Source organism: Rossellomorea sp. RS05, from assembly GCF_039822645.1.
Lineage (GTDB): Bacteria > Bacillota > Bacilli > Bacillales > Bacillaceae_B > Rossellomorea > Rossellomorea marisflavi_B.
In genome coordinates this window covers 326589-349553 of sequence record NZ_JBDKWY010000003.1, presented here as the reverse complement: position 1 = coordinate 349553, position 22965 = coordinate 326589, and the positions used below count along the sequence as shown (strand labels likewise).

Genomic DNA, 22965 nt, shown 5'->3' with positions numbered 1-22965 from the left:
ACCTCCGATCAAGTGGATAATGGAATGTCTTTCTGTTTGCTCTCGGCTTTTTGGATATCCTTTTCAGGCGGATTCCGTTTGAAGTAGTAAAGGAGCACAAGCACCACGGATACGGCGAGGATCGCATAAATCGTGATGAATAGTCCGAACAGCACGGCGAGATTCCCCGTTGTCGTGACGGAGTCCTCTGTACTCAGGATCCGGTAGATGGTCCAGGGCTGGCGGCCGGTACAAGCGAAGATCCAACCGAATTCGATGGCAAGGATCGACAACGGGCCTCCCGCCACGAATACCCACATCATCCATTTCGGGAAGCGGTCCTTCTTCAGCCATTTCTTCCATGCAAATGCTCCAAGGGCGATGACGATGAGAAGGGAACCGATTCCGACCATTGCGTTGAAAAGGGTGTGGACGAATAAAGGTGGCCAGTATTCTTCTGGAAAATCATTCAGTCCGATGACTTCGGTATCAAAGCTATTACCGGCAAGAAAGCTCAGTGCCCACGGGACCTCGATTCCCCATTTCACTTCCTGGTTTTCACGATCGGTGAAGCCACCGATGGAAAGGGGGGCGTGATCCTGGGTTTCGAATAGTCCTTCGGCTGCAGCGAGTTTTTCAGGCTGGTATTCATGCAGCTTTTGAGCTGACTCATGACCGTTCAGAGCGGTGAGCAATGCAAAGGCTCCTCCGACGGCCAGACAAATCATCAGGGCTTTTTGGTGAAACTTATACACCCTGGATCCAAACGGGTTACGAAGCATTTTGAATGCCGATACAGAAGCAATCGTGAATGAACCGACGACATAGGCTGATAGAGCGACATGACCTGCTGTGACGAAGAAACTCGGGTTGAAGAATGCTTTCCAAGGTTCAACGTTCCGGATCTCTCCATTGATCATCTCGAAACCTGCAGGCGTCCCTTCGAACGCATGGACATTGGTGATCAGGACGGCTGAGGCAAGACCACCGATACAAACAAGGACGAGACTGACGATCCTCATCCACGGTGCGATCCGGTTCGCCGCGTAAACATAGATACTCATGAACAGGGCTTCAATGAAGAACGCATAGATTTCGATTTGGAACGGGAGGGCCATGACCCGCCCGATGACTTCCATAAAGCCAGGCCATAATAAGGAAAGCTGGACCCCGGCAATGGTCCCAGTGGGAATCCCGACGCCAAGAAGAACGGCGAATGCCTTCGTCCATCTTTTGGCCATGATCTGATAATCAAGATCATTGGTCCGTTGGTACACGATTTCGGAGATCAGGATCATCAGAGGGATCCCGACGCCAAGTGTTGCGAAGATAATATGAAAGGCCATGGTCGTACCGAACATGGACCTTGCAATCACTAATTCATCCATATGTATGTCTCCCTTGCATGTTTTCCTTATTGTCCACGAAATGGAAAGGGAATATGCATGGAAAAATTGGAGGATGGCATAACAAAAAAGCGGCACGAGGCCGCTTATGTCAGTACAATGCTTTTTTGAGCGTATCGATATTCCGGTTCATCAAGGAGAAATAGTCTTCGTTGTTCTTCTCATCTTCAGGGGTCAGAACGGCGAGATTATGAAGCGTCAGGGCTTCTGCACCCAGCTCCTTCTGGACGACTTCTGTCAGGCGGGACGATACATTCTGTTCGAACATGATGTATTGGATGTTTTCTTTCTTTCCTTGATCGATGATGGCTTTCAGCTCTTTTTGGGAAGGTTCATCAGAAGTGTTCAAGCCGGCGATCGATTTTTGGTTCAGCCCATAGCGCTCGGCCCAGTAGTTATAGGCCGCATGTGAAACGAAGAAGGTCTTCTTCGGAGCGGCATCCGCCATTTCGTGGAAGTCTTCATCGAGCTTTTTCAAATCTGTATCAAGATCTTTGAGATTCGCCTGGAACTCATCTTTATGCTCAGGCATTTCGGCAGAGAGGGTATCCGCAATGTTTTGAGCGATCTGCTGGGCGTATACGGGATCGAGCCAGATATGTGGGTCCGTATCTCCGTGGTGATGACCATCATCACCGTGGTCGTGCCCTTCCTCTTCATGGTCTTCTCCCTCTTCATGGGCATCGTGATCGTGCCCCTCATGGGATTCGAGGTCGATTCCTTCGCTTGTTGCCACGACTTTTACGTCTTCGTTTTCAAGGATGGATTTAGATTTATCTACGAAGCCTTCCAGTCCCAGTCCGATATAAAAGAATACATCCCCATCGGCCATGTCGATCATATCCTTTTGAGATGGTTCGTAGGAATGTTCATCAGATCCAGGTGGATAAACACTCTCTACTTTTACGTGATCCCCGCCGATCCGTTTGGTGAAGTCCTCAAGGGGATACACCGTGGTATGTACCTCCAGAACATCTTTTTTCTTCCCATCTCCATCCGAAGATGAAGCACCGCAAGCTGATAAAATGAGCACAAGGGCAATGAGCCAACTTTTACGAATATACTTCAAAAGAGAACCTCCTGTATAAAGTGTAATGATTACGATTTAGCACATTGGTTATTTTACTATCGTTCTTCCAGAAGCGCAAGTATTATTTTCTACTCAGTATGCCCGCACTTGCTGCCTACTGATTCGCGTCAAGAAAAAAGACCATGCCTAGTGGACATGATCCTTCTTAGGGGGGCCATTCTTCGGGTACTTCATCGATGCCGCCCGGGTGGAAGGGGTGGCATTTCACGATGCGCCTGACGGTGAGGTATCCGCCCTTCAAGGCACCGAACCGACTCACAGCCGTGATGCCGTAGTGGGAGCAGGTCGGGTAAAAGCGACAGGTGGGAGGCTTAAGTGGTGAGATGACTTTTTGATAGATCTTGAATAAGATGAGAAGTAATCGTTTCATCATGCGTGGTCCTTCCGAGTTCAGTTTCCTTTACTATAGCAGAAAGATCTTCTCTGCCAAAAAAGTTTGTTTAGGACGGATTGATCCGGGAAAACAAGAAGTGATCGATGGTTAATTCAGATTAAGTTGATGAAATAACTTTGAATTTACGGTATACTGATTGAGAATCCAAAATAGGAGTGATGAATCAATGCCTTCAGTAGAAAGCTTTGAATTGGACCATAATGCAGTAAAAGCACCATATGTCCGCCACTGCGGCGTTCACAAAGTGGGGAGCGACGGACTTGTGAATAAGTTTGACATCCGCTTCTGTCAGCCGAATAAACAGGCCATGAAGCCGGATACGATCCATACTCTTGAGCATCTTCTCGCCTTCACGATCCGTGAATATGCTGAGCCATATAAACACTTCGATATCATCGACATTTCCCCGATGGGATGCCAAACCGGCTATTACCTCGTGGTGAGCGGAGAGCCGACTGTGGAAGAGATCATTGATCTTCTTCATGCTACGATGGAAGACGCCATCACGATTGAGGAAATTCCTGCAGCTAATGAAAAACAATGCGGCCAGGCGAAGCTTCATGATCTCGATGGAGCGAAAAAACTGATGAAATTCTGGTTGGGTCAAAGCAAAGAAGATCTTAAACAGGTATTTGCGTAAAACACGAAACCCCGGCGTATGCCGGGGTTTTTATATGGGGAGGAGCGTCATGTTTTCGGCTCTTCCTTCTTTTGATTGTCTTCCTTTTCCATATGCTCAAGATGCGGATTGTTTTCAATGGGATCCACGGTATGTTTGACGGATGTATAGGCCTTTGATGTCGTGAGGGCACTGATGAAGATCACGAGGATGCAGATGGCGATGGAAATGATCAGCACTAAAGTCACTGACATAATGACACCCCTCCTTTTTTCGCTAGTTTATCATAGAAAGCGCTTCGATATAGATGGATAATCAACAACTTTATGACTATTTTTCCATTTTGCCTTTTTTAGGGAAAATCCATTTGGTATGCTTAACGTATGCAAAGGAGGTTGTTTTCATGAACCTATCGTCCATCATGTCGCGTCAAGTAGCAGAGCTGCAGCATACGGTGAGTCTCAGCCTTATGAAGACTCAGATGGCCACCCAGGCAGCACAGGCGGTCGTCATGCTTCAGGACATGAAAGAAGCATCACACCCTCATAAAGGCACCGTGATCGATCAGAAAGGGTAGGGAGCGTCTGGGTATCCAGGCGTTTTTTTGTTGTAGGCTGGGGGAAAGAGTACATACTAACGGGTAAATCCACTGGAGATCGGAGGAACCCAGATTGTCAATCGACCTTTTATTCCTGCTCATCCTGATGATCCTGAATGCCTTTTTTGCCGCTTCTGAAATCGCCCTAATATCCATGAATGATACGAAGATCAAACTGCTTGCTGAGCAGGGGGATAAAAAAGCGGGGCTGCTGGTGAACCTGCTTGCCGAGCCGAGCCGCTTCCTCGCCACCATCCAGGTGGGCATCACCCTTGCAGGTTTCCTGGCGAGCGCATTCGCTGCAGGAAGCTTTGCGGGAAGGATGGTAGATCTGCTTCATGACTGGGGAGTCCCCCTTTCCCAGAGGATCCTTGAAACCGTGTCTGTCGTGATCATCACGATCATCCTGTCCTACTTCACCCTTGTGATCGGAGAACTTGTGCCGAAGCGGATCGCCATGCAGCGCCCGGAACCGATCTCCATGTTCGTGGCGAGGCCGCTGTCGATCCTATCTGCCTTGACGTATCCATTTGTGAAGCTCTTGACGCTGTCGACGAACGGCATCCTGCGATTATTCGGGATCGACCCTGATGCACATGATGAAGAGGTCACCGAGGAAGAAATCCGCATGATGGTGGATGTGGGCAAGGAGCGGGGGACCATCCAGGATGCTGAGAAGACCATGATCAACAATATATTTGAGTTTGATAATACAACGGTTTCCATGATCATGGTCCACCGCACCAACGTGACGGCCCTGTCGGCCGATGCCGGCTTCGAGGATGTGGTCCATTTCGTCAATCAGGAGAAGTTCACGCGCTTTCCCGTTTATGAAGAAGATATCGATCATATCACGGGCGTACTTCATGTGAAGGATATCCTTCAGTATATGGAGACGGGGGTAAAGGAAGACTTCGATCTGAAGCGGGTGAGCCGTTCTCCTTATTTTGTACCGGAATCGAGGATGACCGACGAATTGTTCCGGGACCTGCAGTTGAACAAAGTCCATTTGGCCGTCGTGCTGGATGAATTCGGCGGCACGGCTGGAATCGTGACGTTGGAAGATCTCTTAGAGGAAATCGTCGGAGATATTTATGATGAGTATGATGATGAAGAAGAGGGGTATGAGCAGCTTGATGAGCGGGTCTATGAATTCGAGGGGACGACGAATCTTCATGACGCTGAACGGATCCTCGAGACCGATCTTCCGAGCGGGGAGTTTGATACAGTGAGCGGCTTCATCATCAGCGAGCTTGGCGAGATCCCCGAAACGGGGGCGGCAGTGGAGTTTGAGCGGATCACCTTCAAAGTACTCGAAGTGGACGAAAAGAGAATCAATCGGGTGTTGATCACCTTGCCCGAAGATGAATGAAAAGGGAAAGAAGCTGACCTCCGGGGGTCAGCTTCTTTCCCTTTCACCTTAATGATAGCTCTTGTTCCCCGCAGGCTCGCGTCCTGTCCCTTTGGACCATCTTTCTTTCAAGGTTTCAAATATGTATAAACGGAAGAAGTATTCCAGTTCCCCGGTTTCCAGCTCATTCAGCATCTCAAGAAGTTCTTCCCGTGAGGTGTCTTCAAGGATGGTAAGGGCAATAAGATCCAAATCTTCATCGGTACCTTTAATCCTGCCGCGGTACATTTCATAAATCTCTTCGATCAGCTTCATGCGCTTCACCTCCCTTGTGTTCATTCTATCACGAACCCTTCTCAATTACTCCACATATTATGTGGGGACAACTCTATTTTTGTCATTACCCACCCCCGATATAAACTAATCATTTTGCTCCATTCCCATGATCAATGGATATGAGCCGGAGTGCCGGTTCTAGATGCATATGGAAGCAAGGTTTACGGAAAGGAGATGCTTACGTTTGGAAAGAGTATTATTGGTGGCAGGCTCGGGAATGGGGGCATTCATCATCCAGTTATTCGGTGAATGGAACCCCTTGTTGACTTTTCTGGTTGCCGTTGTCATCCTCGATTATTTCACCGGCGTCATCGCAGGTGCCATAGAAGGGAAACTATCGAGCAGATTCGGTCTCAAGGGAATTGCCCGGAAAGTCCTGATTTTTGCCTTGGTGACCGTCGCGCACTTATTAGATACTATATTGTCAGATCAGTACTTTATTCGTAATGCGACCATCATTTTCTATATATGCAACGAAATGATTTCCATCATTGAAAATGTCGGACGTGCAGGGGTACCTGTCCCGGAATTTTTGAAGAAAGCAGTGGAAGTCCTGAAAAAGAGAGGGAAATGAATAGAAAATGTGAAATTGAGGAAAATGAGGATAGGAAGATGAAAAGGGGTGGACCGCTTGCAGGAAGAACGGAATGATTATTACATTGAAGTCGCGACTGGTGAGATCTCAAGGAGCTCGACAGATTCCCCGTGGAACTTCAAGATCTCTGCTACAGATGAAGAAATCATCGGGCTGCGTGAGATCTTCGACTCCAACCATTCGGTGAGCTGGCAGAACTTTTACCGCGCTCACGTACCCTATGTCCAATATCACTTCGACCGGGAAAATGATGCGTACGATGGAAATCTTCATCGCGTATATGAGACCCTCCATCGATTGGGGGATGAAGAAGCCCGCACCTTCATCGAAAGCATGGGAATTCTCAAATCCTCCGACTGACCTTAACATGAAACCGGTCCACCAGAGCTTTTATGGTGGACCGGTCCTTTTTATTTGTGGTTATAATGGTAGAAAGAATGAGGTGAAGCATAATGGAACAATTCAAGGATGCAAACGGACTGGACGTCCACTTTTCATACAGGCGAGATGCCTTTTCCCTGGAATCCGGGCATGTCCTCGTCATTTGCAGGCACGGTGAAGACTGGGTGTTCACCCGCCATAAAAAGAGAGGCCTCGAATTCCCCGGGGGAAAGAGGGAAGAGGGAGAATCCCTGGAGGAAGCGGCCATACGGGAGACGTATGAAGAAACGGGGGCCGTCATCACGGAACCGGCCTTCATAGGAGAATACAAGGTGCATGGCGACGCCCCGTTCGTGAAGACGATCTTTTTCGGGGAAGTGACGGAGATCATCGACAAGGAGGACTATCTTGAAACGGATGGGATCTTCCTGTGGAACGGAGACTGGACCGGGATACAGGATGACCCATCGTTCAGTTTCATCATGAAGGACCGTGTCATTGAATTGGCACTGAAGAAGGTCACGAACGGATAAGCTTTTTCTCAATAAGTTCAACGACTTTGTACATAAGGGTGGCGCAGATGGCGATCACGAGAAGGGACATGAGGACAAGGGTGAAGTTGAACACCTGGAATCCATAAATGATCATATAGCCAAGTCCCTTGGCCGATACGAGAAATTCCCCCACGATAACCCCCACCCATGACAGTCCGACGTTCACCTTCAAAGTCGAGATGATGGTAGGGAACGAGGAAGGAAGGATCACTTCCTTAAACGTGCGACTGCGCTTTGCCCCGAATGTGTGCATCACCTTCAGGTAATTGGGGTCGACTTCCCTGAAGGAAGTGTACACAACGATCGTAGTGATGATGACGGAAATGATCGTCCCCATGGCGATGATCGATGAAAAGCCCGGTCCGAGCCCGACGATGAGGATCGGACCCAGTGCCACCTTCGGCATGGCGTTCAGGATCACAAGATAAGGATCCAGAACCTTCGAGAGGAATGGAGACCACCATAAAAGGGCGGCGAGGAGTGTCCCGAGCAGCGTCCCGAGTATGAAGCCGATTACCGTCTCCCCGAGGGTAACGGATAAGTTGGTGATGAGACTTCCATCTGAAAGTTTCTCCATGAACAGATTCCATATTTTCGTCGGGGAGCTGAAGATGAGGGGGTCGATCCAGGACTGCCTGCTCGCCGCTTCCCATGCCCCGAAAAATACAATGAAGATCAAGCCTTGGTAAAGCCATACCAGGCGTTTTTCTTTTTTCAGGCTCTGAATATACTCCTTGTGTTTTTGATGCGTGTCACGCGTCAAGGCTTTCAAGCTCCTTCCATATCATTTGGAAAAATGCAGGGTAATCATCGTGATTCCTGACATCAAACGGTGTTTGCCCGCGCAACTCGGCCGGAACCTCGAAGGTCGCATGGATTCGTCCAGGTTTGGCTGCGAACAGATAGATGCGGTCGCTCATGGCAATCGCTTCGCCGATGTCATGGGTAACGAGGATCGCTGTCTTCCCGAATGACTTCAATGTAGTGAAGACAAGATCTTCAAGCTTCAGTTTCGTCTGGTAATCGAGGGCGGAGAAAGGCTCATCAAGGAGAAGGAGCCTTGGTTCGGTGATGAGCGTCCTGATCAAGGCGGCCCGCTGCCGCATGCCTCCAGACAGTTCCCTTGGATAGAGGTTTTGTACCCCTTCAAGGCCCATTTCCTTCAACAGGGCAGAGGCCTCTTTCCTTTTCTCGGGGGTAACGGTGCCCTTGATGGACAGACCGATCAAAATATTCTCCTCAATCGTCTTCCACGGGAAGAGATAATCCTGCTGGAGCATGTATCCGGTCAGGTCCCTTCTCTCGGAAATGGAGCGCCCTTCAAGATTCACGGATCCTTCTGTGGGATCCATGAGGCCCGCGATGATGGAAAGGAGGGTGGTCTTGCCGCACCCGCTCGGTCCGATGAACGAAATGAATTCACCTTCATCCACATGAAGGGAAACATCCTCGATGGCGGAATTGGCTGATTTTAAGGAAAAGTACGTATGGCTGATGGAATCCAACGATAAAAAACTCAACAGTGAACCCTCCTGTCTGATACGTAAGAAGGGCTGACACATCCGTCAGCCCGATCTTAGCTATTCTTTGGCTGCTTTTTCGGCAATCGACGTATTCACGAGCGTATCGTGATCGATCCTTTCAGGCAGTTCTCCCGCTTCATCCATGATGTTCTGGAGATTTTCCCACTCTTCCTGATCGAGTATCGGATCGGTAGCATAGGAGCCTTGTGATTTGTAGCGGTCCACGACGGTTTCCATGATGCCGGGATCTGTATCCTCAAAGTACGGTGCAATCACATCGGCGATCTCTTTCGCACTGGCTTGATCCACCCATTGCTGTGCCTTGTAAAGGGCACGGGTGAACTTATCGACGGTTTCATCGTTCTTGTTCATATAGCTTTCTTTTGCCATGAAGGTCGTGTAAGGCACATGTCCGGACTCAGTTCCGAATGAGGCGACGATATGGCCTTTTCCTTCTTTCTCGAAGATGGAAGCGGTCGGTTCGAATAGCTGTACATAGTCACCTGTACCGGATGCGAAGGCATTCGCCACATTCGCGAAATCGATGTTCTGGATCAAGTCGAGATCCTTGTGCGGATCGATGCCGTGCTCCTTCAGCACATATTCGCCGACCATCTGTGGCATGCCGCCTTTACGCTGGCCGAGGAAGGTCGTTCCCTTCAACTGATCCCACTCGAAGTTCTCCACCTTTTCCCTGGAGACAAGGAAGGTACCGTCGGTCTGGGTGAGCTGGGCGAAGTTGATCACCGGGTCATCCGAGCCCTGGGCGTGGACATAAATGGACGTTTCCGATCCGACAAGGGCGATGTCGGCTCCGTTCGACAGGAGGGCCGTCATCGTCTTGTCCCCGCCCCAGGTGGTTTTCAGCTCGACATCCAATCCTTCGTCTTCGAAGAATCCTTTCTCGATTGCTACATATTCCGGTGCATAGAAGATCGATCGGGTGACTTCTGCCACACGTACTTTCTCAAGGGGTTCTGCCTGTTTTCCGCAGCCTGAGGTCAATAAAGCAATTCCGGCGACTGCCATGCCGGTCCGTATCCACTTTTTCACAGCCGTTTCCTCCTTTACTGCATGACCGACAATTTACCTGTCACGCACGGTTTTCATTTGCTAAACCATTGTATGTTTGGGGTAAAATATGTGTGAATACCCATGGGAAAGGAAGAGATGATGAAAAACGGGACGATTATACAAAAATATGAATTCCCTTCCCCGAATCCTTCGATCAGGATGTACGAGCTGACGTATATGTCTGGCGGATTGAAGGTGAAGGGGATGCTTGCGGAGCCAGCGAATGGCAGCGGGTACCCCGGCTTCCTGTACTTAAGGGGAGGAATCAAGGGAGTGGGGAAAGTGAGGCCAGCGAGGATCGGCCAGTTTGCTTCCCACGGCTTCATCGTCTTTGCCCCTTATTACCGGGGGAACCTCGGTGGAGAGGGAAGCGAGGACTTTGCCGGTGATGATCGCGAGGATGCCGTATCTGGAGTGGAACTTCTGCGGGATCATCCTCGGGTGACAGGAGGGGTCCATGTGTTCGGATTCTCCCGCGGCGGGGTAATGGCCCTTCTGACGGCCATCGAACAGTCTGATGTTGCTTCCGTCGTCTCCTGGGGAGGAGTAACGGACATGTTCCTTACATACGAAGAGCGGGTCGATCTGCGCCGCATGATGAAACGCGTCATCGGCGGGACCCCGAAGAAAGTACCCGAGCGTTATGAGTGGAGGACACCGCTCTTCCAGCTTGATCGCCTGAAAGCACCGGTCCTGATCATTCACGGTGAACAGGATCAGAACGTCTCCATCGAACATGCGCACCGCCTTGAAGCGGGGCTGAGGGAAATGGGGAAAACCGTTGAGACACAGTATTATCAAGCCTACACGCATTATTTCCCGCCACGTAAGAATCAGGAAATCGTTGCAGGAATGTGTGAGTGGATGAAAAAACAAGAGGGGGAATGACCGATGGGCATGCCGATGGAACTGAACACCATGATCGTAACGAAGAATAACGAAATTAGAGAAGAAGAGAATCTCTTCACGCTTGTGAAAGAGGGGTACCGCCTCTACCCGATGGAGATTCCCATTGAAGTAAGGGTGACTAAACACAGCGAGCCGAACGCCATCGGCCGAATCGAAGAACTCCGTTGGAAAGACGGGGAAACATCGATTACGTACCGGCTGCTTTCTTTGAACTCAACAAACTGAAGTAGCCGGCAGGTTCATCAATGACAGACAGGAATCCTTTCTGTATGATGGGAAAAAGATGCTTTTTTTCCAAGGAGGAGATGAATGTGGCACAATCGGTCAACCTGCAAGCGAAGCTGGCCCCTTACCGAACAGCACTTGATGGAACGGAGATTCCGTCTGTCCATCTGCATATAAAAGAAGGGAAAACCGGCCCTTATGATAGTAAGATTGCCGGGGATCCATATTTCCCGAAGGCGGATGAGTATCCTGTGGACGGGGAGGGGCACCCGATGAAACTGTTGGCCCAGATCAATTTCGGTCAGCTCCCGAAGCTCGAAGATTATCCCGAATCAGGACTCCTGCAGATATTCATTTCGGTACATGATGATCTGTACGGAATGAACATCGATCAGAAGCAGGACCAAAAGGATTTCCGCATCAGATTTATAGAAGAGCCGTTCCTGCCGAAAGAAGAGCTGATATCCGATTTTTCTTTCGTGAAAATCCCCGATGACGTGTATTTCCCTGCCACGAAGGAAGGTGCCGTCCTGGCGGAATTGACCAGTGAAACAATCAGCGCCGGCGACTACCGCTTCGAGAAGGTGTTCGGGAAGGAAAGCTGGGATCTGTTTGAATCCATGACCGATGATGGTGAAGAGGCAGACGCCCTCATGGATGAATTCTATGAAACCCAGAGCGGTTTCGGACATAAGATCGGAGGATATCCGGGCTTCACACAGGAGGATCCGCGTCAGTATGAAGATCAAGACCATGCACTCCTGCTGCTTCAGATCGACTCGGATGATGAAGTGGACATGATGTGGGGCGACTGCGGCATTGCCAACTTCTTCATAAAAAAAGAAGATCTTAAGAAGAAACAATTCGGCAATGTGGTCTATAACTGGGATTGTTCATAATACGAGCCGGCACAGGAAAACCCGAATTCATTTGCCTACGATCAGGCGATTGAATTCGGGTTTTTAACTTTTTTGGAACAAAAGAATTTTATTGGTTCCAGTGGTTGATTGGAGTGCAAGATGTAGACTCCTGCGGGAGAGTAGCTAATGTGAGACCCCGCAGGCCTGCCGATGAGGCTCACGGGCTACCCGCGGAAAGCGAAGTCTTGCACGGAAATCATAAGCGGTATAAGAAACACTAATCGAGTTCTTCATTTTTCAATCTCTTCGTAGAGGAGGTATCGTTCATCAGAAGTCTTGGCAATGAGGTAGTTGCTGTGGTCCTTCACATAATAAAGATCCGTTCCCTTCTTCAGGTGATTCGCCGTATAGTCTTTTTCAGGGTGGAACTCATCCCCGATCTTCTCCTTGATCACCCCTGCTTTCCCGTCTAGGGTGAGCGTCTTCTTCACAGGCAGCAGCACATATCCTTTCCCGTTCAACACCAGCATATCCCCGTATCCACACAACTCGTAGCTCTTTTCTTCACTTCCGCAGCCTGCCAGCAGCAGGAAAACGAAGCTCATTGGGATCAACCATTTCATGCCATCATCCCTTCTTGTTTGTTTGTCCTTTTCATTCCTATTCAGAACCGGACGGGTTCATGAGAGGGATCTGAAAAAATAGAAACACCCCAAGGGGGCTCACATGGTATAATGGTCCTTAAGTGAATAGACCTTCGCAGAAATCAGGTGCGCTCGCGCATAAAGGGAATCCGGTGAAAAACCGGAGCTGTTTCCGCAACTGTAAGTGCTGACGAACCAAGGGAAAACCCACTGTTCAACAATGAACGGGAAGTGCCTTGAAGTAGGAGGATGCACAAGCCAGGATACCTGCCTGATTTCCATCGTATTATGCTCTTCGGAAGTTAAGGGGATGGTGCGGCTTGATGCATCTTTTTTGATGATGATTGCCGGCCGTTTGGCTGGTTTTTTTATGCCCGTTTCCGCTACGATCGGTGATTCACTAAAAGAGAAGAAAGGGAGGATGAACGTGGGAAAAAAGGATTTCAGGTACATCTGTTATCCGTATATGAGGGAATCCCAGTCGACGGTCGACTTTGAAATCAGGACGGATTCCCTGGCAACGAGGATCGGTCAGGCCTCTTCATTGACAGAGGGGAGAGTCCGTGAAGATCTGCTTTATCTTTGTGAGATGGCGTATCACCTGAATGGTTCGGTGCGGGGGGAGATGGCTATCTCCCTCCAGGATCTGCAGCGATTGAGCGACCTGTATGACACGTACGTGAACGAAGTGGAAGAGGAAATCAGAACGTTCCTGCTTCCCCAGGGATGCTACGCGGCGACGGTCCTTCATACGTGCAGGAGCGAAGCGAAGAAATCGGTCAGGGCCCTACATAAGGTAAGCCTCGAACAGAAAGTGGACAATCTGCTGTTCAAATATGCGCACCTGATGGCAAATGTCCTGTTCGTCATGGCCGTGTATGTGAATAAAGGTGAAGGGGTAAAAGAAATCCCTTTTATCAGCAAGTCCTATGGACGATCAAAATCAGGCAAGGGAGAATAGTGAAATGAAAAAACAAGCATGGATCGGATTGTTCATCAGCATCGGTCTCATTCTATCAGGATGTGGAGCCGGGGAAGAAACAGCATCAACAAAAAAAGAAGAAAAGTCTACTGCCTATAGCGTCAAGGATGACCGGGGAGAAGAAGTCACATTCAAAAAGGTACCGGAGACCGTCGTTTCCCTGCAGCCGAGCAATACAGAGATCCTGTATGCCGTCGGAGCAGGGGATAAGGTGGTCGGGGTGACAGAATTCGATCATTATCCGAAGGAAGTGGAGGATCTCGAGGTCATCTCCGATTCTATGACAGTGAATACGGAAAAAGTGATTTCCCTGGATCCGGACGTGGTGATTGCCTATACAACAGGTGATGAAGCAGGAGTCAAGCAGCTTGAGGATGCGGGCATTCCCGTCTTCGTCATCCAGTCTGCTCAAACCTTTGACGACGTTTACGGCGATATCGAACAGGTGGCAAAGGTGATGGGGGCTCAAAAAAAGGGGAACGAAGTGATTGAAGGAATGAAGAAGCAAATCTCCGATGTCGGCGAAAAGGTCAAGTCCCTTGACGAAAAAGAAAAGGTCTATTTTGAAATCAGTCCAGCTCCTGAGATCTATACGGCCGGTAGCGCGACCTTCCAACAGGAGATTCTCCAGGCTGCTGGTGTGGATAATGTATTTGCCGATCAGGAGGGCTGGCCGAAGCTCGGGGAAGAAGAAATCATCAAACGGAACCCGGCAACCATCCTGACTACAGTGAACTATGTGGAAAATCCAGTAGATGAAATCAAATCCAGGACCGGCTGGGACACCATCGATGCGGTGAAGGGTGACCGGGTCATCTATCTTGATTCCGATGTCATGTCCCGACCGGGCCCGAGGATCGGTGAGGCAGTCGAAATCACAGCCAAGGCTGTTTATCCGGACCTTTTCTAGAATTGATAATCGTGTAAAAGAAAGCCTTTTCAAACTTGCTTTTGATATGTAAACTAATAATATAATTAAGTTTACATATTTTAAGGGGTGCATGTAAATGGATCGAGACAGGTTGAGAATGATTATTCAGTGCGGGGTGTTTGCGGCGATCACTGGAATCTTTGCGCAGATGGAGATTCCCCTGCCCCTCGTGCCCATCAGTGGGCAGACGTTGGCAGTGGGATTGACGGCGACGATTCTTGGGAGCCGCTACGGGGCGTTTGCCCTCATCGGATACACAGCCATCGGGGCAGCCGGACTCCCTGTGTTTGCAGGGATGAGCGGAGGTGCCCATGTCCTGGTCGGGCCGACGGGAGGGTACATCTTCGGTTTCATCGCGGCGGCTTATGTGACAGGATTGATTCTGGAGAAAACTTCTTTCAACCTGCCCATGGCCATGGTAGCCAATCTGGTCGGGATGGTCGTGACCCTGATTCTCGGGACGATCCAGTTGAAGTTCGTGGCAGACCTTGGGTGGAGCCAGGCGATGGCAGCAGGGGTCTATCCGTTCCTGGTAGGAGGAGTGATCAAGGCGGCCCTTGCCAGTTGGCTTGGGATCGTCGTACGCAATCGCTTGGTGCAGGCCAGGTTGATCAAGCCGGCAGTCGCCTGAAGACTTTCGAACAATAAAGGAAAGAGATTGGCACAAATCTAAAAAAGGCCCCTTTAATGCCGAACACGATCAGTATAGGATCTTAATACCGCTCATGATCTCCGTGCAAGACTTCGCTTTCCGCGGGTAGCCCGTGAGCCTCCTCGGCACGCCTGCGGGGTCTCACATCAGCTACTCTTCCCGCAGGAGTCTTCGTCTTGCACTCCGATCAACCGCTGGAAACGATGTAATTTGAATATTCATTAAACGAATGTAAAACCCGAATCATTTGCTTTATCGTAGGCAAGTGATTCGGGTTTTACTATGACTAAAACATGTTCGTCTCAGCCTCTTTTTAATAGCTGAACATCGACCAGTAGCCGATGTCATGAAATCCGATTCGTTTATAGATCTTGCCTGCATCCGGGTTATCATAGAAGAGGCAGAGCTCCTTTCCTTCCCTGAGAAGATCCCCCACAAGCTTGGACATGCACTTACTCGCGTAGCCTCTCTTCTTGTAATCGGCATGGGTGCAGACCCCGACAATCATGGCCGATTTCGAGTTCTCTGCGGTAGTGGAAGCGGAGGCAGCCAAACGACCGTCCCCTTCAATGTAATAGCTCCTGGCAGCACCGGCTTTCATGCTGTGCTCCTTGCTTTCCACTGAGATATTGGAGTGCTCGAATTCTGGAACGGTGAGAAGGAGTTCGACAAGGGCGGGGATGTCTTCGATTCCCGCTTCTTTCACCATGGACAGGTCACTTTGATCGAGTGATTCCCCTTGGGTGCACTTGGCATAGTGAAGATGCCTTTTCTGCTTCGTCTCCCGGGAAATGAAAGGGTCAAGCTTCAAAACGATCTCTTTCAGTCCTGAAATATAGAGGAACTCCTCATCTTTATTAATGATGGAGGCAAATCCTTCTGCATCATACTCGCCAGGTGCATATGGTATGTAGTTTTCCCGGTATCTCAGGAGTACACCGCGCAATACTCCTTCATCGGTGAAATCCCCCCAAACCTTCTGGAAATCCTGGTCGTACCCGAAGGCTTCGATATCCCCGATGATAAATAGATTTTCTGCAGGCGCCTGGGTGATAAGGTCCTGACAGATAGAGTCGTCTTCGGTGGTCAGCTGTCTGATCATGTTTGGTCTCTCCCTGTAAATTTTTTCTTGTAATCATATCAAGAGAAGGGAGGAGAGTAAAGGGAAAATTCAAAAAAATAATAAGATACCACTTCTTTATACCGCTCATGATCTCCGTGCAAGACTACGCTTTCCGCGGGTAGCACGTGAGCCTCCTCGGCACGCCTGTGGCGTCTCAACATCAGCGACTCTTCCTGTGGGAAGTCTTTACCGCTGGAAACAATAAAATACCCGAATGCATTCGCCTTACCATGGCAAATGCATTCGGGTTTTACTATGACTAAAACATGGAGTTCCAGCCTTATTACTTATCCCCTACCTGCCTGGAAGGAAGGATATTTGGTCATTCCGCCATCACAGAAGAGGGTGATGCCGGTCACGTAGCTTGCTTCCGAGGAAGCGAGGAAGGCCGCAACAGATGCGACTTCTTCAGGTTTACCGATATACCCCATTGGTATCATGCTTTCCACATCGGCACGCTGAGCTGGATCGGAAAATTTCTCTGCGTTGATCGGTGTGTTCATGGCACCGGGGCCGATGTTATTGACCCTTATCCCTTTCGGAGCATACTCGAGGGCGAGTGTTTCGGTCATGAGCTTGATGCCGCCTTTACTCGCCGCATAATGGACGAATAGGGGCCATGGAATGACTTCGTGGACGCTCGACATGTTAATGATGTTTCCTTTGATCCCATTTTCAACGAAGTACTTGAGGGCCTCCCGGCAGCCGAGGAAGGCTCCGGTCAGGTTCGTGTTGACGACTTTATTCCAGTTGTCGAGGGTCATTTCGTGTGATGGGACGGGATTTTCGACTCCTGCGTTGTTAATCATGATGTCCAGTGTCCCGAATTTTTTGATGGCGGCCTGTATGAGGTTGATGACATCGGCTTCGACCGTGACATCCCCTTGAACGATTTCTGCTTGTCCGCCAGCCTGTTCGACTTCTTTTTTCGCATCCAGTGCTTCTTTTTCATCCTTGAAGTAGTTGATGACGACCTTGGCTTTCTCCTGGCCGAATCTTACAGCCATGGAGCGTCCGAGTCCGGTGGATCCCCCCGTGATGACGACTACTTTATCCTTTAAATCGTTGTACATGTTGTTTCCTCCTCAAATGACATTATTGTTTGGCAATCCCCAACAGGACGCCTCCGATGATGATCAAAATGATCCCGAATGAGATCAGGACAAGCTGTTTTTTCGTTTTCCTCTCACCGAGGATGAAGATTCCCCCCAATGTGGAGATGACGATTCCCATTTGGGAAAGGGAGAAACTCGTCGCTACTCCGACCCGTGGCTGGGAGATGAAGAGGAACATATTTCCCAATGCCCAGATGAGACCGGGGATGATATTTCGGATGGCGTATTTATTGAATGGCTTATGTCTGAACGTCAGGATCACGGCACTGATGAACATCCCGATCGCCTGAGGGAACAGGGCCACCCAGCCATCGACGTGGAAGAGTCTTGCCACAACGACATAGATCAGATAACCGATCGTCGATACGATGAGGGTGAGGATGGCTTTCTTGAAGTTGCCCGATTCTTCTTCATTCCCTTTTTTCTCTTCATATGAGGTGAAGACGATCCCGACGACGATACAGATCAGGGCGATCACACCGAGGATGACGGTGGTTGTGGTGGACCATTCATGAAAGACGATGACGCCGAACAGTGCGGTGGAAACGAGCTGCATGCCGGTGGAAATCGGCATCGTCTTACTTACGCCGATATATTGGAACGTTTTTAATTGGTTCACCTGTCCGACCGTCCAGAATAAACCTGACACGATTCCGACGATGATGATGGTCGAATTCAGTTCTGGCTGGATGAAGAGATAGATGCCAAAGGAGAGGATAAGCGCCCCAATCGTGGTCCCAAGCACCTGGCTGTAGGGCCCGCCTCCCAGTTTTACATTGAATAACACGATGCTACCCCAGAATATTGCAGGGAGTATGGCTAAAAAGATATCCATAAGAAGCCTCTCTTTCATGGTTGCAGTAGTCTGATTTCTTCTGTGGATAGGTTTTGCCAGAGGAATTGATTGTATGTATTCAATTTTCATGTGACGGCGAAAAAGAATGAGGGGGGAGGTTTTAAAAATCCAGCCTTGGGGAATCGTAAGAGTAAACAAGGAGGTGCAGCACATCATGATTTGGACGATTATCGGTATTTTATTGATTTTATGGCTTCTTGGTCTTATTTTCAAAATTGGGGGCGCGGTGATTCACGTATTGCTCGTGATTGCCATCGTCGTGTTCATCTTCAACCGCATTACAGGGCGTAAGAAAGGACTGTAGAGGGGATTCGGTGTGTCGGAGTCCCTACATAAATAAAAGAGCCGGCATTCCTTGTTAAGGAGTGCCGGCTCTTTTATTTATGTCCAGGTCAGACGAGGGGTCCGCCCTTTGCTTCGATCTCGCCTGTCATCATGATGAACTTTTTGAAGTTCTCATTGAATTTGTAGGCCAGTTCTTTCGCTTTTGACTCGTACGCATCTTCATTCATCCAGGTTTTTTTCGGCTGGAGCACGTCATCCGGCACGCCAGGGACATGATGGGGGATATGCAGCCCGAAGATTTCATCGGTCTTCGTCTCCACGTGGGTGAGCTCCCCTTCAAGTGCCGCTTGGACCATGGAGCGCGTGTAAGACAGCTTCATCCGGCTGCCGACGCCATATTCCCCGCCGGTCCATCCGGTGTTCACGAGGTATACCTGGGCGTTATGTTCATCGATTTTCTTGCCGAGCATCTCTGCGTAGCGGATGGCAGGAAGCGGGAGGAACGGTGACCCGAAGCAGGTAGAGAAGGTTGCTTCAGGGGACGTGATGCCGCGTTCTGTGCCGGCAAGCTTGGACGTGTAACCGCTCAAGAAGTGGTACATGGCCTGCTCTTTCGTGAGCTTGCTGATCGGAGGAAGCACACCGAATGCATCTGCTGTAAGGAACACGATGGTGTTCGGGTGCCCGGCAACACTAGGATCAACGATGTTCTCCATCGCCTGAAGCGGATAGGCGGCACGCGTGTTTTCCGTCATGGAAGCGTCCTCATAATCAGACGCACGGGTATCTTCATCGACTGCAACATTCTCCAGTACGGAACCGAAGCGGATCGCATCGAAGATCTGAGGCTCTTTTTCGCGGGTCAGGCCGATGCATTTTGCATAGCAGCCGCCCTCGATATTGAATACGCCGTTCGGTGACCAGCCATGCTCGTCATCACCGATGAGCCTGCGGTTGGGATCGGCAGAAAGGGTCGTTTTGCCTGTACCTGACAGTCCGAAGAAGAGGGCGACATCGCCTTCGAGGCCGACATTGGCAGAGCAGTGCATGGAAAGGATATCCGACTCAGGGAGAACGTAGTTCATGACGGAGAAGATCGACTTCTTCATTTCACCCGCATACTCCGTGCCGCCGATAAGGACGATTCGTTTCTCGAACGAAACGATGATGAATGTTTCAGAATGGGTCCCATCTACAGCAGGATCTGCCTTGAAATGAGGGGCAGAGACAATCGTGAATTCCGGTTCGTGACCGCTCAGCTCCCCGTCTTCGGGACGGATGAAGAGCTGATGAGCGAACAGATTATGCCACGCAAGCTCATTGATCACCTGGATTGGAAGGCGGTGCTTACGGTCGGCTCCCGCATACCCGTTGAACACGAACAGTTCTTCTTTTTGTTGAAGGTAATCAAGGACCTTTCCATACAATCGGTCGAAGGATTCTTCCGAGATCGGCTGATTGACCTTGCCCCATTCGATTTTATCTTTTGAGGAGGCTTCTTCAACAATGAATTTATCCTGAGGTGAGCGTCCTGTATATTTTCCTGTTTTGGCCCTGACGGCTCCGGATGAGGTCAGGATCCCTTCGTTTCGCTGAAGGATCTTTTCCACCAGCTGTGGGACGGATAATTGATGGTGTATGTTCTCGCCGTTCAGTAATTGCGTCAACCCATTTGATTTGCTCACAGTATTCATTCGAACCCTTCCTTTATGTGAATTTTAAGTAAGTTTGCTTCTCGATGATTAGTATAACACATTGAAGATATTAGTCTATACTATATAATCTTTTTTTTTGAAAAAGAATTAAAATATCCTAGTTTCATGCTCGTATAATCCTATTTATATGCGAAATATCGGATTAACGTTAACTATTTGGGTGATTGTGATGTCTTAATGGAAAAGGGGGAGGGGATGGTTAAACCTAGCAGGGAGAAAGTGTTGACACTCCGCCGTTGAACCGTTATTATTGTACCTTGAACGGATACTCTTATCCTGAGCTGGTGGAGGGAGCAGACCCTATGAAACCCAGCAACCTGCTATGAAATAGAGGGAAACAGAACGATTTTCCCAAAAGCGAAGGTGCTAAACTGAGGCAAGGTGCAAACCTTGAACGATAAGAGAGAAAAGGCGCGGCTAAAAGTTCAACCCTTTCCTCTGCATGCTTTCCAGAGGGAGGGTTTTTTATTTGACCTGCTACATGGCAATCCCCGGGTCCGATCCCGGCAGCGGGGCCGCTGTGTTTACTTCATACTACTTAGGGAAATGAGTACCGTATCTGCTTCGCTAAATTCGCCGGAAGCCACCGGCAAATGTGTTTAAGGAGGAACCTTGATGTCAACTAAACGTCGTCTGTTTACATCTGAGTCCGTAACGGAAGGACATCCAGATAAAATTTGTGACCAAATCTCTGATTCAATTCTTGATGCTATTCTTACGAATGATCCCAATGCGCGTGTAGCTTGTGAAACATCCGTTACTACTGGTCTCGTTCTTGTTGCCGGTGAAATCACAACCAATACGTATGTCGATATCCCGAAAATCGTCCGCGAAACCATCCGTGAAATTGGATATACGCGTGCAAAATACGGTTTTGATGCTGAAACATGTGCCGTCCTCACATCAATCGATGAGCAATCGGCTGATATCGCTCAAGGGGTGGATCAGGCCCTTGAAGCCCGTGAAGGACAAATGAGCGAAGAAGAGATCGACGCCATCGGTGCCGGTGACCAAGGTCTCATGTTCGGATTCGCCTGCAATGAAACGAAGGAGCTTATGCCTCTTCCGATCTCCCTTTCTCATAAGATCTCCCGTCGCCTGACTGAAGTACGTAAAGAAGAAATCCTTCCTTACCTTCGTCCGGATGGTAAAACGCAAGTGACGGTTGAGTACGATGAGAACGACAAGCCTGTCCGCATCGACACGATTGTTATCTCTACGCAGCATCACCCTGAAGTGACGCTTGAGCAAATCCAGCGCAATCTGAAGGAATATGTGATTGATCCGGTCGTTCCAAAAGAATTGATCGACGAAAACACAAAATACTTCATCAACCCGACTGGTCGCTTCGTTATCGGTGGACCTCAAGGAGATGCCGGTCTGACAGGCCGTAAGATCATCGTTGATACGTATGGTGGATACGCCCGTCACGGCGGTGGTGCATTCTCTGGTAAGGATGCTACCAAGGTTGACCGCTCTGCGGCCTATGCTGCACGTTACGTTGCCAAAAACATCGTGGCTGCAGGACTTGCCGAGAAGTGTGAAGTTCAACTTGCTTACGCCATCGGTGTTGCACAACCCGTATCGATCTCTGTCGACACATTCGGAACCGGACAAGTATCCGAAGATGTATTGGTGGACGTTGTCCGCAATAATTTCGATCTTCGCCCGGCAGGCATCATCAAGATGCTTGATCTTCGTCGCCCGATCTACAAACAGACGGCTGCTTACGGTCACTTCGGACGTAATGACCTTGATCTTCCTTGGGAGCGTACAGACAAAGCAGACGCTCTTAAAGCAGAAGCGCTTGCTTGATTATCCTTATGAACTAAATAAGGCTGTAACATTCGTGTTTCAGTCATAGAAAAACCCGGACCGATTTGCCTGTGATATGGCAAATCAGTCCGGGTTTTTAATTTGGTCCAAGACCATGACGACTTTATTATTTCCAGCGGGTGATTGCTGGAAGAATGGCACCCCGCAGGCTTGCCGGGAAGGCTTTCGGATTATGCGAAGAAAGCGACGTCTTCCACGGAAGTCATGAGCGATATGAAGAACCTATACGGATCGTGTTCGTCATGTTATGGTCCCTTTTTCGTTTTCTCACTAACCTCTTTTTATTCCGGGTCCTTACAAACAATCCGAGTAATCTCCATCAAGTTGGGGTATCCCAAGTATAAGTGACTAGAGGGGCTTGGCGGCTTTATAATGCTGTGCTTTTTCCGCATACTCCCTTGAGATCCGCTCCATGTCCATGATATCGTCTTCATTCAACTCCCTGACCACCTTGGCGGGTCTGCCGAATGCAAGGGTGTTGGGAGGGATGACTTTCCCTTGAGGGACCAGGCTCCCGGCACCGATGAAGGCGCCTTCACCGATCTCGGCATTATCAAGGATGATCGACCCCATGCCGATCAACGCCTTTTTTCGGATTTTGCAGCTGTGCAGGATGACCGCGTGACCTACGGTGACTTCATCCTCGATGATCAGGGGGGTGTTCGGACTTTGGTGAAGCACGGAGTTATCCTGGATATTGACCTTTTTCCCGATCTTGGTCGGGGCGACATCCCCGCGGATGACGGAATTGAACCAGACGCTCGATTCTTCCCCGATCTCGACATCCCCGGAGATTGTCACATAATCTGCAATATATGCAGACTCTGCAATGAGCGGTTTTTTATTATAATATGGATAGAGCACTTTATACTAACCCCTTTCAGAAATATTTACTATAATAAATGGTAGCAGAATTTTTCGGAATTACCATC

Annotated in this window: 28 protein-coding genes and 2 riboswitches; of the genes, 14 read left to right on the top strand and 14 right to left on the bottom strand. The window is 49.3% G+C overall.

What is annotated here, in order from left to right; genetic code table 11:
- Nucleotides 1-8: 8 nt before the first annotated feature.
- From ABJ225_RS11580 to yidD, 3 genes are all read right to left on the bottom strand, one after another.
- Nucleotides 9-1367 carry a cytochrome ubiquinol oxidase subunit I gene (locus tag ABJ225_RS11580; protein ID WP_218247721.1) on the bottom strand — a complete coding sequence of 453 codons (1359 nt, stop codon included), beginning with the start codon at nt 1365-1367 and terminating at the stop codon, nt 9-11.
- A gap of 109 nt (nt 1368-1476) precedes the next feature.
- Nucleotides 1477-2454, bottom strand: a complete 978-nt coding sequence (locus ABJ225_RS11575) for a metal ABC transporter solute-binding protein, Zn/Mn family (protein ID WP_347320271.1) — start codon at nt 2452-2454, stop codon at nt 1477-1479.
- Between the two features lie 166 nt (nt 2455-2620).
- Nucleotides 2621-2845, bottom strand: coding sequence for a membrane protein insertion efficiency factor YidD (gene yidD / locus ABJ225_RS11570; RefSeq protein WP_347320269.1), 225 nt, complete (start codon nt 2843-2845; stop codon nt 2621-2623).
- A 190-nt stretch (nt 2846-3035) separates the two neighbouring features.
- On the opposite strand from yidD, the gene ABJ225_RS11565 reads away from it, so the two are divergent.
- The gene (locus ABJ225_RS11565) at nt 3036-3509 is read left to right on the top strand and encodes an S-ribosylhomocysteine lyase (protein ID WP_048007366.1); all 474 of its coding nucleotides are present in this window, start codon (nt 3036-3038) and stop codon (nt 3507-3509) included.
- A 47-nt stretch (nt 3510-3556) separates the two neighbouring features.
- Here the strand turns inward: ABJ225_RS11565 and ytzI are convergent, their stop codons facing one another.
- Nucleotides 3557-3742, bottom strand: coding sequence for a YtzI protein (ytzI, locus tag ABJ225_RS11560; RefSeq protein WP_079516669.1), 186 nt, complete (start codon nt 3740-3742; stop codon nt 3557-3559).
- Between the two features lie 149 nt (nt 3743-3891).
- Here ytzI and ABJ225_RS11555 point away from each other — a divergent pair, with 149 nt between their 5' ends.
- Nucleotides 3892-4065, top strand: coding sequence for a putative motility protein (locus tag ABJ225_RS11555; protein WP_148986091.1), 174 nt, complete (start codon nt 3892-3894; stop codon nt 4063-4065).
- A gap of 94 nt (nt 4066-4159) precedes the next feature.
- The gene (locus ABJ225_RS11550; protein ID WP_347320266.1) at nt 4160-5458 is read left to right on the top strand and encodes a hemolysin family protein; all 1299 of its coding nucleotides are present in this window, start codon (nt 4160-4162) and stop codon (nt 5456-5458) included.
- Nucleotides 5459-5506: 48 nt separating this feature from the next.
- Here ABJ225_RS11550 and ABJ225_RS11545 read toward each other — a convergent pair whose 3' ends face one another.
- Nucleotides 5507-5752: a DUF6154 family protein gene (locus ABJ225_RS11545; protein ID WP_053426250.1), complete on the bottom strand. Its 246-nt coding sequence runs from the start codon at nt 5750-5752 to the stop codon at nt 5507-5509.
- A gap of 205 nt (nt 5753-5957) precedes the next feature.
- Here ABJ225_RS11545 and ABJ225_RS11540 point away from each other — a divergent pair, with 205 nt between their 5' ends.
- From ABJ225_RS11540 to ytkD, 3 genes are all read left to right on the top strand, one after another.
- Nucleotides 5958-6347, top strand: a complete 390-nt coding sequence (locus ABJ225_RS11540) for a phage holin family protein (protein ID WP_286188456.1) — start codon at nt 5958-5960, stop codon at nt 6345-6347.
- 57 nt (nt 6348-6404) lie between these two features.
- Nucleotides 6405-6728 (top strand): hydrolase, encoded by a 324-nt coding sequence (locus ABJ225_RS11535; RefSeq protein ID WP_347320263.1) that lies wholly within the window; start codon nt 6405-6407, stop codon nt 6726-6728.
- A gap of 92 nt (nt 6729-6820) precedes the next feature.
- Nucleotides 6821-7282 carry an RNA deprotection pyrophosphohydrolase gene (gene ytkD, locus ABJ225_RS11530; RefSeq protein WP_218247724.1) on the top strand — a complete coding sequence of 154 codons (462 nt, stop codon included), beginning with the start codon at nt 6821-6823 and terminating at the stop codon, nt 7280-7282.
- Here ytkD and ABJ225_RS11525 read toward each other — a convergent pair.
- The 3 genes from ABJ225_RS11525 to ABJ225_RS11515 are packed head-to-tail and all read right to left on the bottom strand — an operon-like array spanning nt 7269 to nt 9855.
- Complete coding sequence (locus ABJ225_RS11525) at nt 7269-8066, bottom strand: ABC transporter permease (protein ID WP_347320261.1); 798 nt, start codon at nt 8064-8066, stop codon at nt 7269-7271. The two genes, ytkD and ABJ225_RS11525, sit on opposite strands and share 14 nt — an antisense overlap.
- Nucleotides 8056-8823 carry an ABC transporter ATP-binding protein gene (locus tag ABJ225_RS11520; RefSeq protein ID WP_347320259.1) on the bottom strand — a complete coding sequence of 256 codons (768 nt, stop codon included), beginning with the start codon at nt 8821-8823 and terminating at the stop codon, nt 8056-8058. The genes ABJ225_RS11525 and ABJ225_RS11520 overlap by 11 nt, the downstream gene beginning before the upstream one ends.
- A gap of 60 nt (nt 8824-8883) precedes the next feature.
- Nucleotides 8884-9855 (bottom strand): ABC transporter substrate-binding protein, encoded by a 972-nt coding sequence (locus ABJ225_RS11515; protein WP_218247752.1) that lies wholly within the window; start codon nt 9853-9855, stop codon nt 8884-8886.
- A 126-nt stretch (nt 9856-9981) separates the two neighbouring features.
- On the opposite strand from ABJ225_RS11515, the gene ABJ225_RS11510 reads away from it, so the two are divergent.
- The 3 genes from ABJ225_RS11510 to ABJ225_RS11500 all read left to right on the top strand — a co-directional run bounded on the left by ABJ225_RS11510 (nt 9982) and on the right by ABJ225_RS11500 (nt 11933).
- A complete protein-coding gene (locus ABJ225_RS11510) occupies nt 9982-10788 on the top strand; it encodes an alpha/beta hydrolase family protein (RefSeq protein WP_481900622.1) in 807 nt (268 codons plus the stop codon).
- 3 nt (nt 10789-10791) lie between these two features.
- Nucleotides 10792-11034: a DUF2584 domain-containing protein gene (locus ABJ225_RS11505; protein ID WP_148986086.1), complete on the top strand. Its 243-nt coding sequence runs from the start codon at nt 10792-10794 to the stop codon at nt 11032-11034.
- A gap of 86 nt (nt 11035-11120) precedes the next feature.
- The gene (locus ABJ225_RS11500) at nt 11121-11933 is read left to right on the top strand and encodes a YwqG family protein (protein WP_347320257.1); all 813 of its coding nucleotides are present in this window, start codon (nt 11121-11123) and stop codon (nt 11931-11933) included.
- A 251-nt stretch (nt 11934-12184) separates the two neighbouring features.
- Here the strand turns inward: ABJ225_RS11500 and ABJ225_RS11495 are convergent, their stop codons facing one another.
- A complete protein-coding gene (locus tag ABJ225_RS11495) occupies nt 12185-12517 on the bottom strand; it encodes a hypothetical protein (protein WP_347320255.1) in 333 nt (110 codons plus the stop codon).
- A 128-nt stretch (nt 12518-12645) separates the two neighbouring features.
- Nucleotides 12646-12827: riboswitch (cobalamin riboswitch) on the top strand.
- Between the two features lie 132 nt (nt 12828-12959).
- Between ABJ225_RS11495 and ABJ225_RS11490 the strand changes: the two genes are divergently transcribed.
- The 3 genes from ABJ225_RS11490 (at nt 12960) to ABJ225_RS11480 (ending at nt 15082) form a co-directional block, all read left to right on the top strand.
- On the top strand, nt 12960-13499 hold the full coding sequence (locus tag ABJ225_RS11490) for a hypothetical protein (protein WP_218247729.1): 540 nt from the start codon (nt 12960-12962) through the stop codon (nt 13497-13499).
- A gap of 4 nt (nt 13500-13503) precedes the next feature.
- Nucleotides 13504-14430 (top strand): ABC transporter substrate-binding protein, encoded by a 927-nt coding sequence (locus ABJ225_RS11485; RefSeq protein ID WP_218247730.1) that lies wholly within the window; start codon nt 13504-13506, stop codon nt 14428-14430.
- 97 nt (nt 14431-14527) lie between these two features.
- Nucleotides 14528-15082 carry a biotin transporter BioY gene (locus ABJ225_RS11480; protein WP_218247731.1) on the top strand — a complete coding sequence of 185 codons (555 nt, stop codon included), beginning with the start codon at nt 14528-14530 and terminating at the stop codon, nt 15080-15082.
- A gap of 334 nt (nt 15083-15416) precedes the next feature.
- Here ABJ225_RS11480 and ABJ225_RS11475 read toward each other — a convergent pair whose 3' ends face one another.
- From ABJ225_RS11475 to ABJ225_RS11465, 3 genes are all read right to left on the bottom strand, one after another.
- Entirely contained in the window at nt 15417-16205 is a 789-nt protein-coding gene (locus ABJ225_RS11475; RefSeq protein ID WP_079516658.1) for a GNAT family N-acetyltransferase, read from the bottom strand.
- A gap of 308 nt (nt 16206-16513) precedes the next feature.
- Entirely contained in the window at nt 16514-17299 is a 786-nt protein-coding gene (locus ABJ225_RS11470) for a glucose 1-dehydrogenase (protein ID WP_048013494.1), read from the bottom strand.
- Between the two features lie 22 nt (nt 17300-17321).
- Complete coding sequence (locus ABJ225_RS11465) at nt 17322-18176, bottom strand: GRP family sugar transporter (protein WP_048007382.1); 855 nt, start codon at nt 18174-18176, stop codon at nt 17322-17324.
- Nucleotides 18177-18351: 175 nt separating this feature from the next.
- Between ABJ225_RS11465 and ABJ225_RS11460 the strand changes: the two genes are divergently transcribed.
- A complete protein-coding gene (locus ABJ225_RS11460) occupies nt 18352-18501 on the top strand; it encodes a lmo0937 family membrane protein (RefSeq protein ID WP_142128989.1) in 150 nt (49 codons plus the stop codon).
- 88 nt (nt 18502-18589) lie between these two features.
- Here ABJ225_RS11460 and pckA read toward each other — a convergent pair whose 3' ends face one another.
- Nucleotides 18590-20176, bottom strand: a complete 1587-nt coding sequence (gene pckA / locus ABJ225_RS11455; RefSeq protein ID WP_347320252.1) for a phosphoenolpyruvate carboxykinase (ATP) — start codon at nt 20174-20176, stop codon at nt 18590-18592.
- 289 nt (nt 20177-20465) lie between these two features.
- Nucleotides 20466-20601: riboswitch (SAM riboswitch) on the top strand.
- Between the two features lie 211 nt (nt 20602-20812).
- On the opposite strand from pckA, the gene metK reads away from it, so the two are divergent.
- A complete protein-coding gene (gene metK / locus ABJ225_RS11450; RefSeq protein WP_048007384.1) occupies nt 20813-22012 on the top strand; it encodes a methionine adenosyltransferase in 1200 nt (399 codons plus the stop codon).
- 369 nt (nt 22013-22381) lie between these two features.
- Here metK and ABJ225_RS11445 read toward each other — a convergent pair whose 3' ends face one another.
- Complete coding sequence (locus tag ABJ225_RS11445; protein ID WP_347320250.1) at nt 22382-22897, bottom strand: gamma carbonic anhydrase; 516 nt, start codon at nt 22895-22897, stop codon at nt 22382-22384.
- Nucleotides 22898-22965 lie beyond the last annotated feature (68 nt).

Excerpts from the sequence above, each read along its gene's own strand:
- ytkD (WP_218247724.1), top strand. The coding sequence starts at position 6,821 with ATGGAACAATTCAAGGATGCAAACGGACTGGACGTCCACTTTTCATAC.
- ABJ225_RS11580 (WP_218247721.1), bottom strand. The coding sequence starts at position 1,367 with ATGGATGAATTAGTGATTGCAAGGTCCATGTTCGGTACGACCATGGCC.
- ABJ225_RS11480 (WP_218247731.1), top strand. The coding sequence starts at position 14,528 with ATGGATCGAGACAGGTTGAGAATGATTATTCAGTGCGGGGTGTTTGCG.
- ABJ225_RS11495 (WP_347320255.1), bottom strand. The coding sequence starts at position 12,517 with ATGAAATGGTTGATCCCAATGAGCTTCGTTTTCCTGCTGCTGGCAGGC.
- ABJ225_RS11465 (WP_048007382.1), bottom strand. The coding sequence starts at position 18,176 with ATGGATATCTTTTTAGCCATACTCCCTGCAATATTCTGGGGTAGCATC.
- ABJ225_RS11545 (WP_053426250.1), bottom strand. The coding sequence starts at position 5,752 with ATGAAGCTGATCGAAGAGATTTATGAAATGTACCGCGGCAGGATTAAA.
- ytzI (WP_079516669.1), bottom strand. The coding sequence starts at position 3,742 with ATGTCAGTGACTTTAGTGCTGATCATTTCCATCGCCATCTGCATCCTC.
- ABJ225_RS11515 (WP_218247752.1), bottom strand. The coding sequence starts at position 9,855 with ATGGCAGTCGCCGGAATTGCTTTATTGACCTCAGGCTGCGGAAAACAG.
- ABJ225_RS11470 (WP_048013494.1), bottom strand. The coding sequence starts at position 17,299 with ATGTACAACGATTTAAAGGATAAAGTAGTCGTCATCACGGGGGGATCC.
- yidD (WP_347320269.1), bottom strand. The coding sequence starts at position 2,845 with ATGAAACGATTACTTCTCATCTTATTCAAGATCTATCAAAAAGTCATC.
- ABJ225_RS11565 (WP_048007366.1), top strand. The coding sequence starts at position 3,036 with ATGCCTTCAGTAGAAAGCTTTGAATTGGACCATAATGCAGTAAAAGCA.
- metK (WP_048007384.1), top strand. The coding sequence starts at position 20,813 with ATGTCAACTAAACGTCGTCTGTTTACATCTGAGTCCGTAACGGAAGGA.
- ABJ225_RS11490 (WP_218247729.1), top strand. The coding sequence starts at position 12,960 with ATGAACGTGGGAAAAAAGGATTTCAGGTACATCTGTTATCCGTATATG.
- ABJ225_RS11555 (WP_148986091.1), top strand. The coding sequence starts at position 3,892 with ATGAACCTATCGTCCATCATGTCGCGTCAAGTAGCAGAGCTGCAGCAT.
- ABJ225_RS11510 (WP_481900622.1), top strand. The coding sequence starts at position 9,982 with ATGGGAAAGGAAGAGATGATGAAAAACGGGACGATTATACAAAAATAT.
- pckA (WP_347320252.1), bottom strand. The coding sequence starts at position 20,176 with ATGAATACTGTGAGCAAATCAAATGGGTTGACGCAATTACTGAACGGC.
- ABJ225_RS11505 (WP_148986086.1), top strand. The coding sequence starts at position 10,792 with ATGGGCATGCCGATGGAACTGAACACCATGATCGTAACGAAGAATAAC.
- ABJ225_RS11475 (WP_079516658.1), bottom strand. The coding sequence starts at position 16,205 with ATGATCAGACAGCTGACCACCGAAGACGACTCTATCTGTCAGGACCTT.
- ABJ225_RS11460 (WP_142128989.1), top strand. The coding sequence starts at position 18,352 with ATGATTTGGACGATTATCGGTATTTTATTGATTTTATGGCTTCTTGGT.
- ABJ225_RS11485 (WP_218247730.1), top strand. The coding sequence starts at position 13,504 with ATGAAAAAACAAGCATGGATCGGATTGTTCATCAGCATCGGTCTCATT.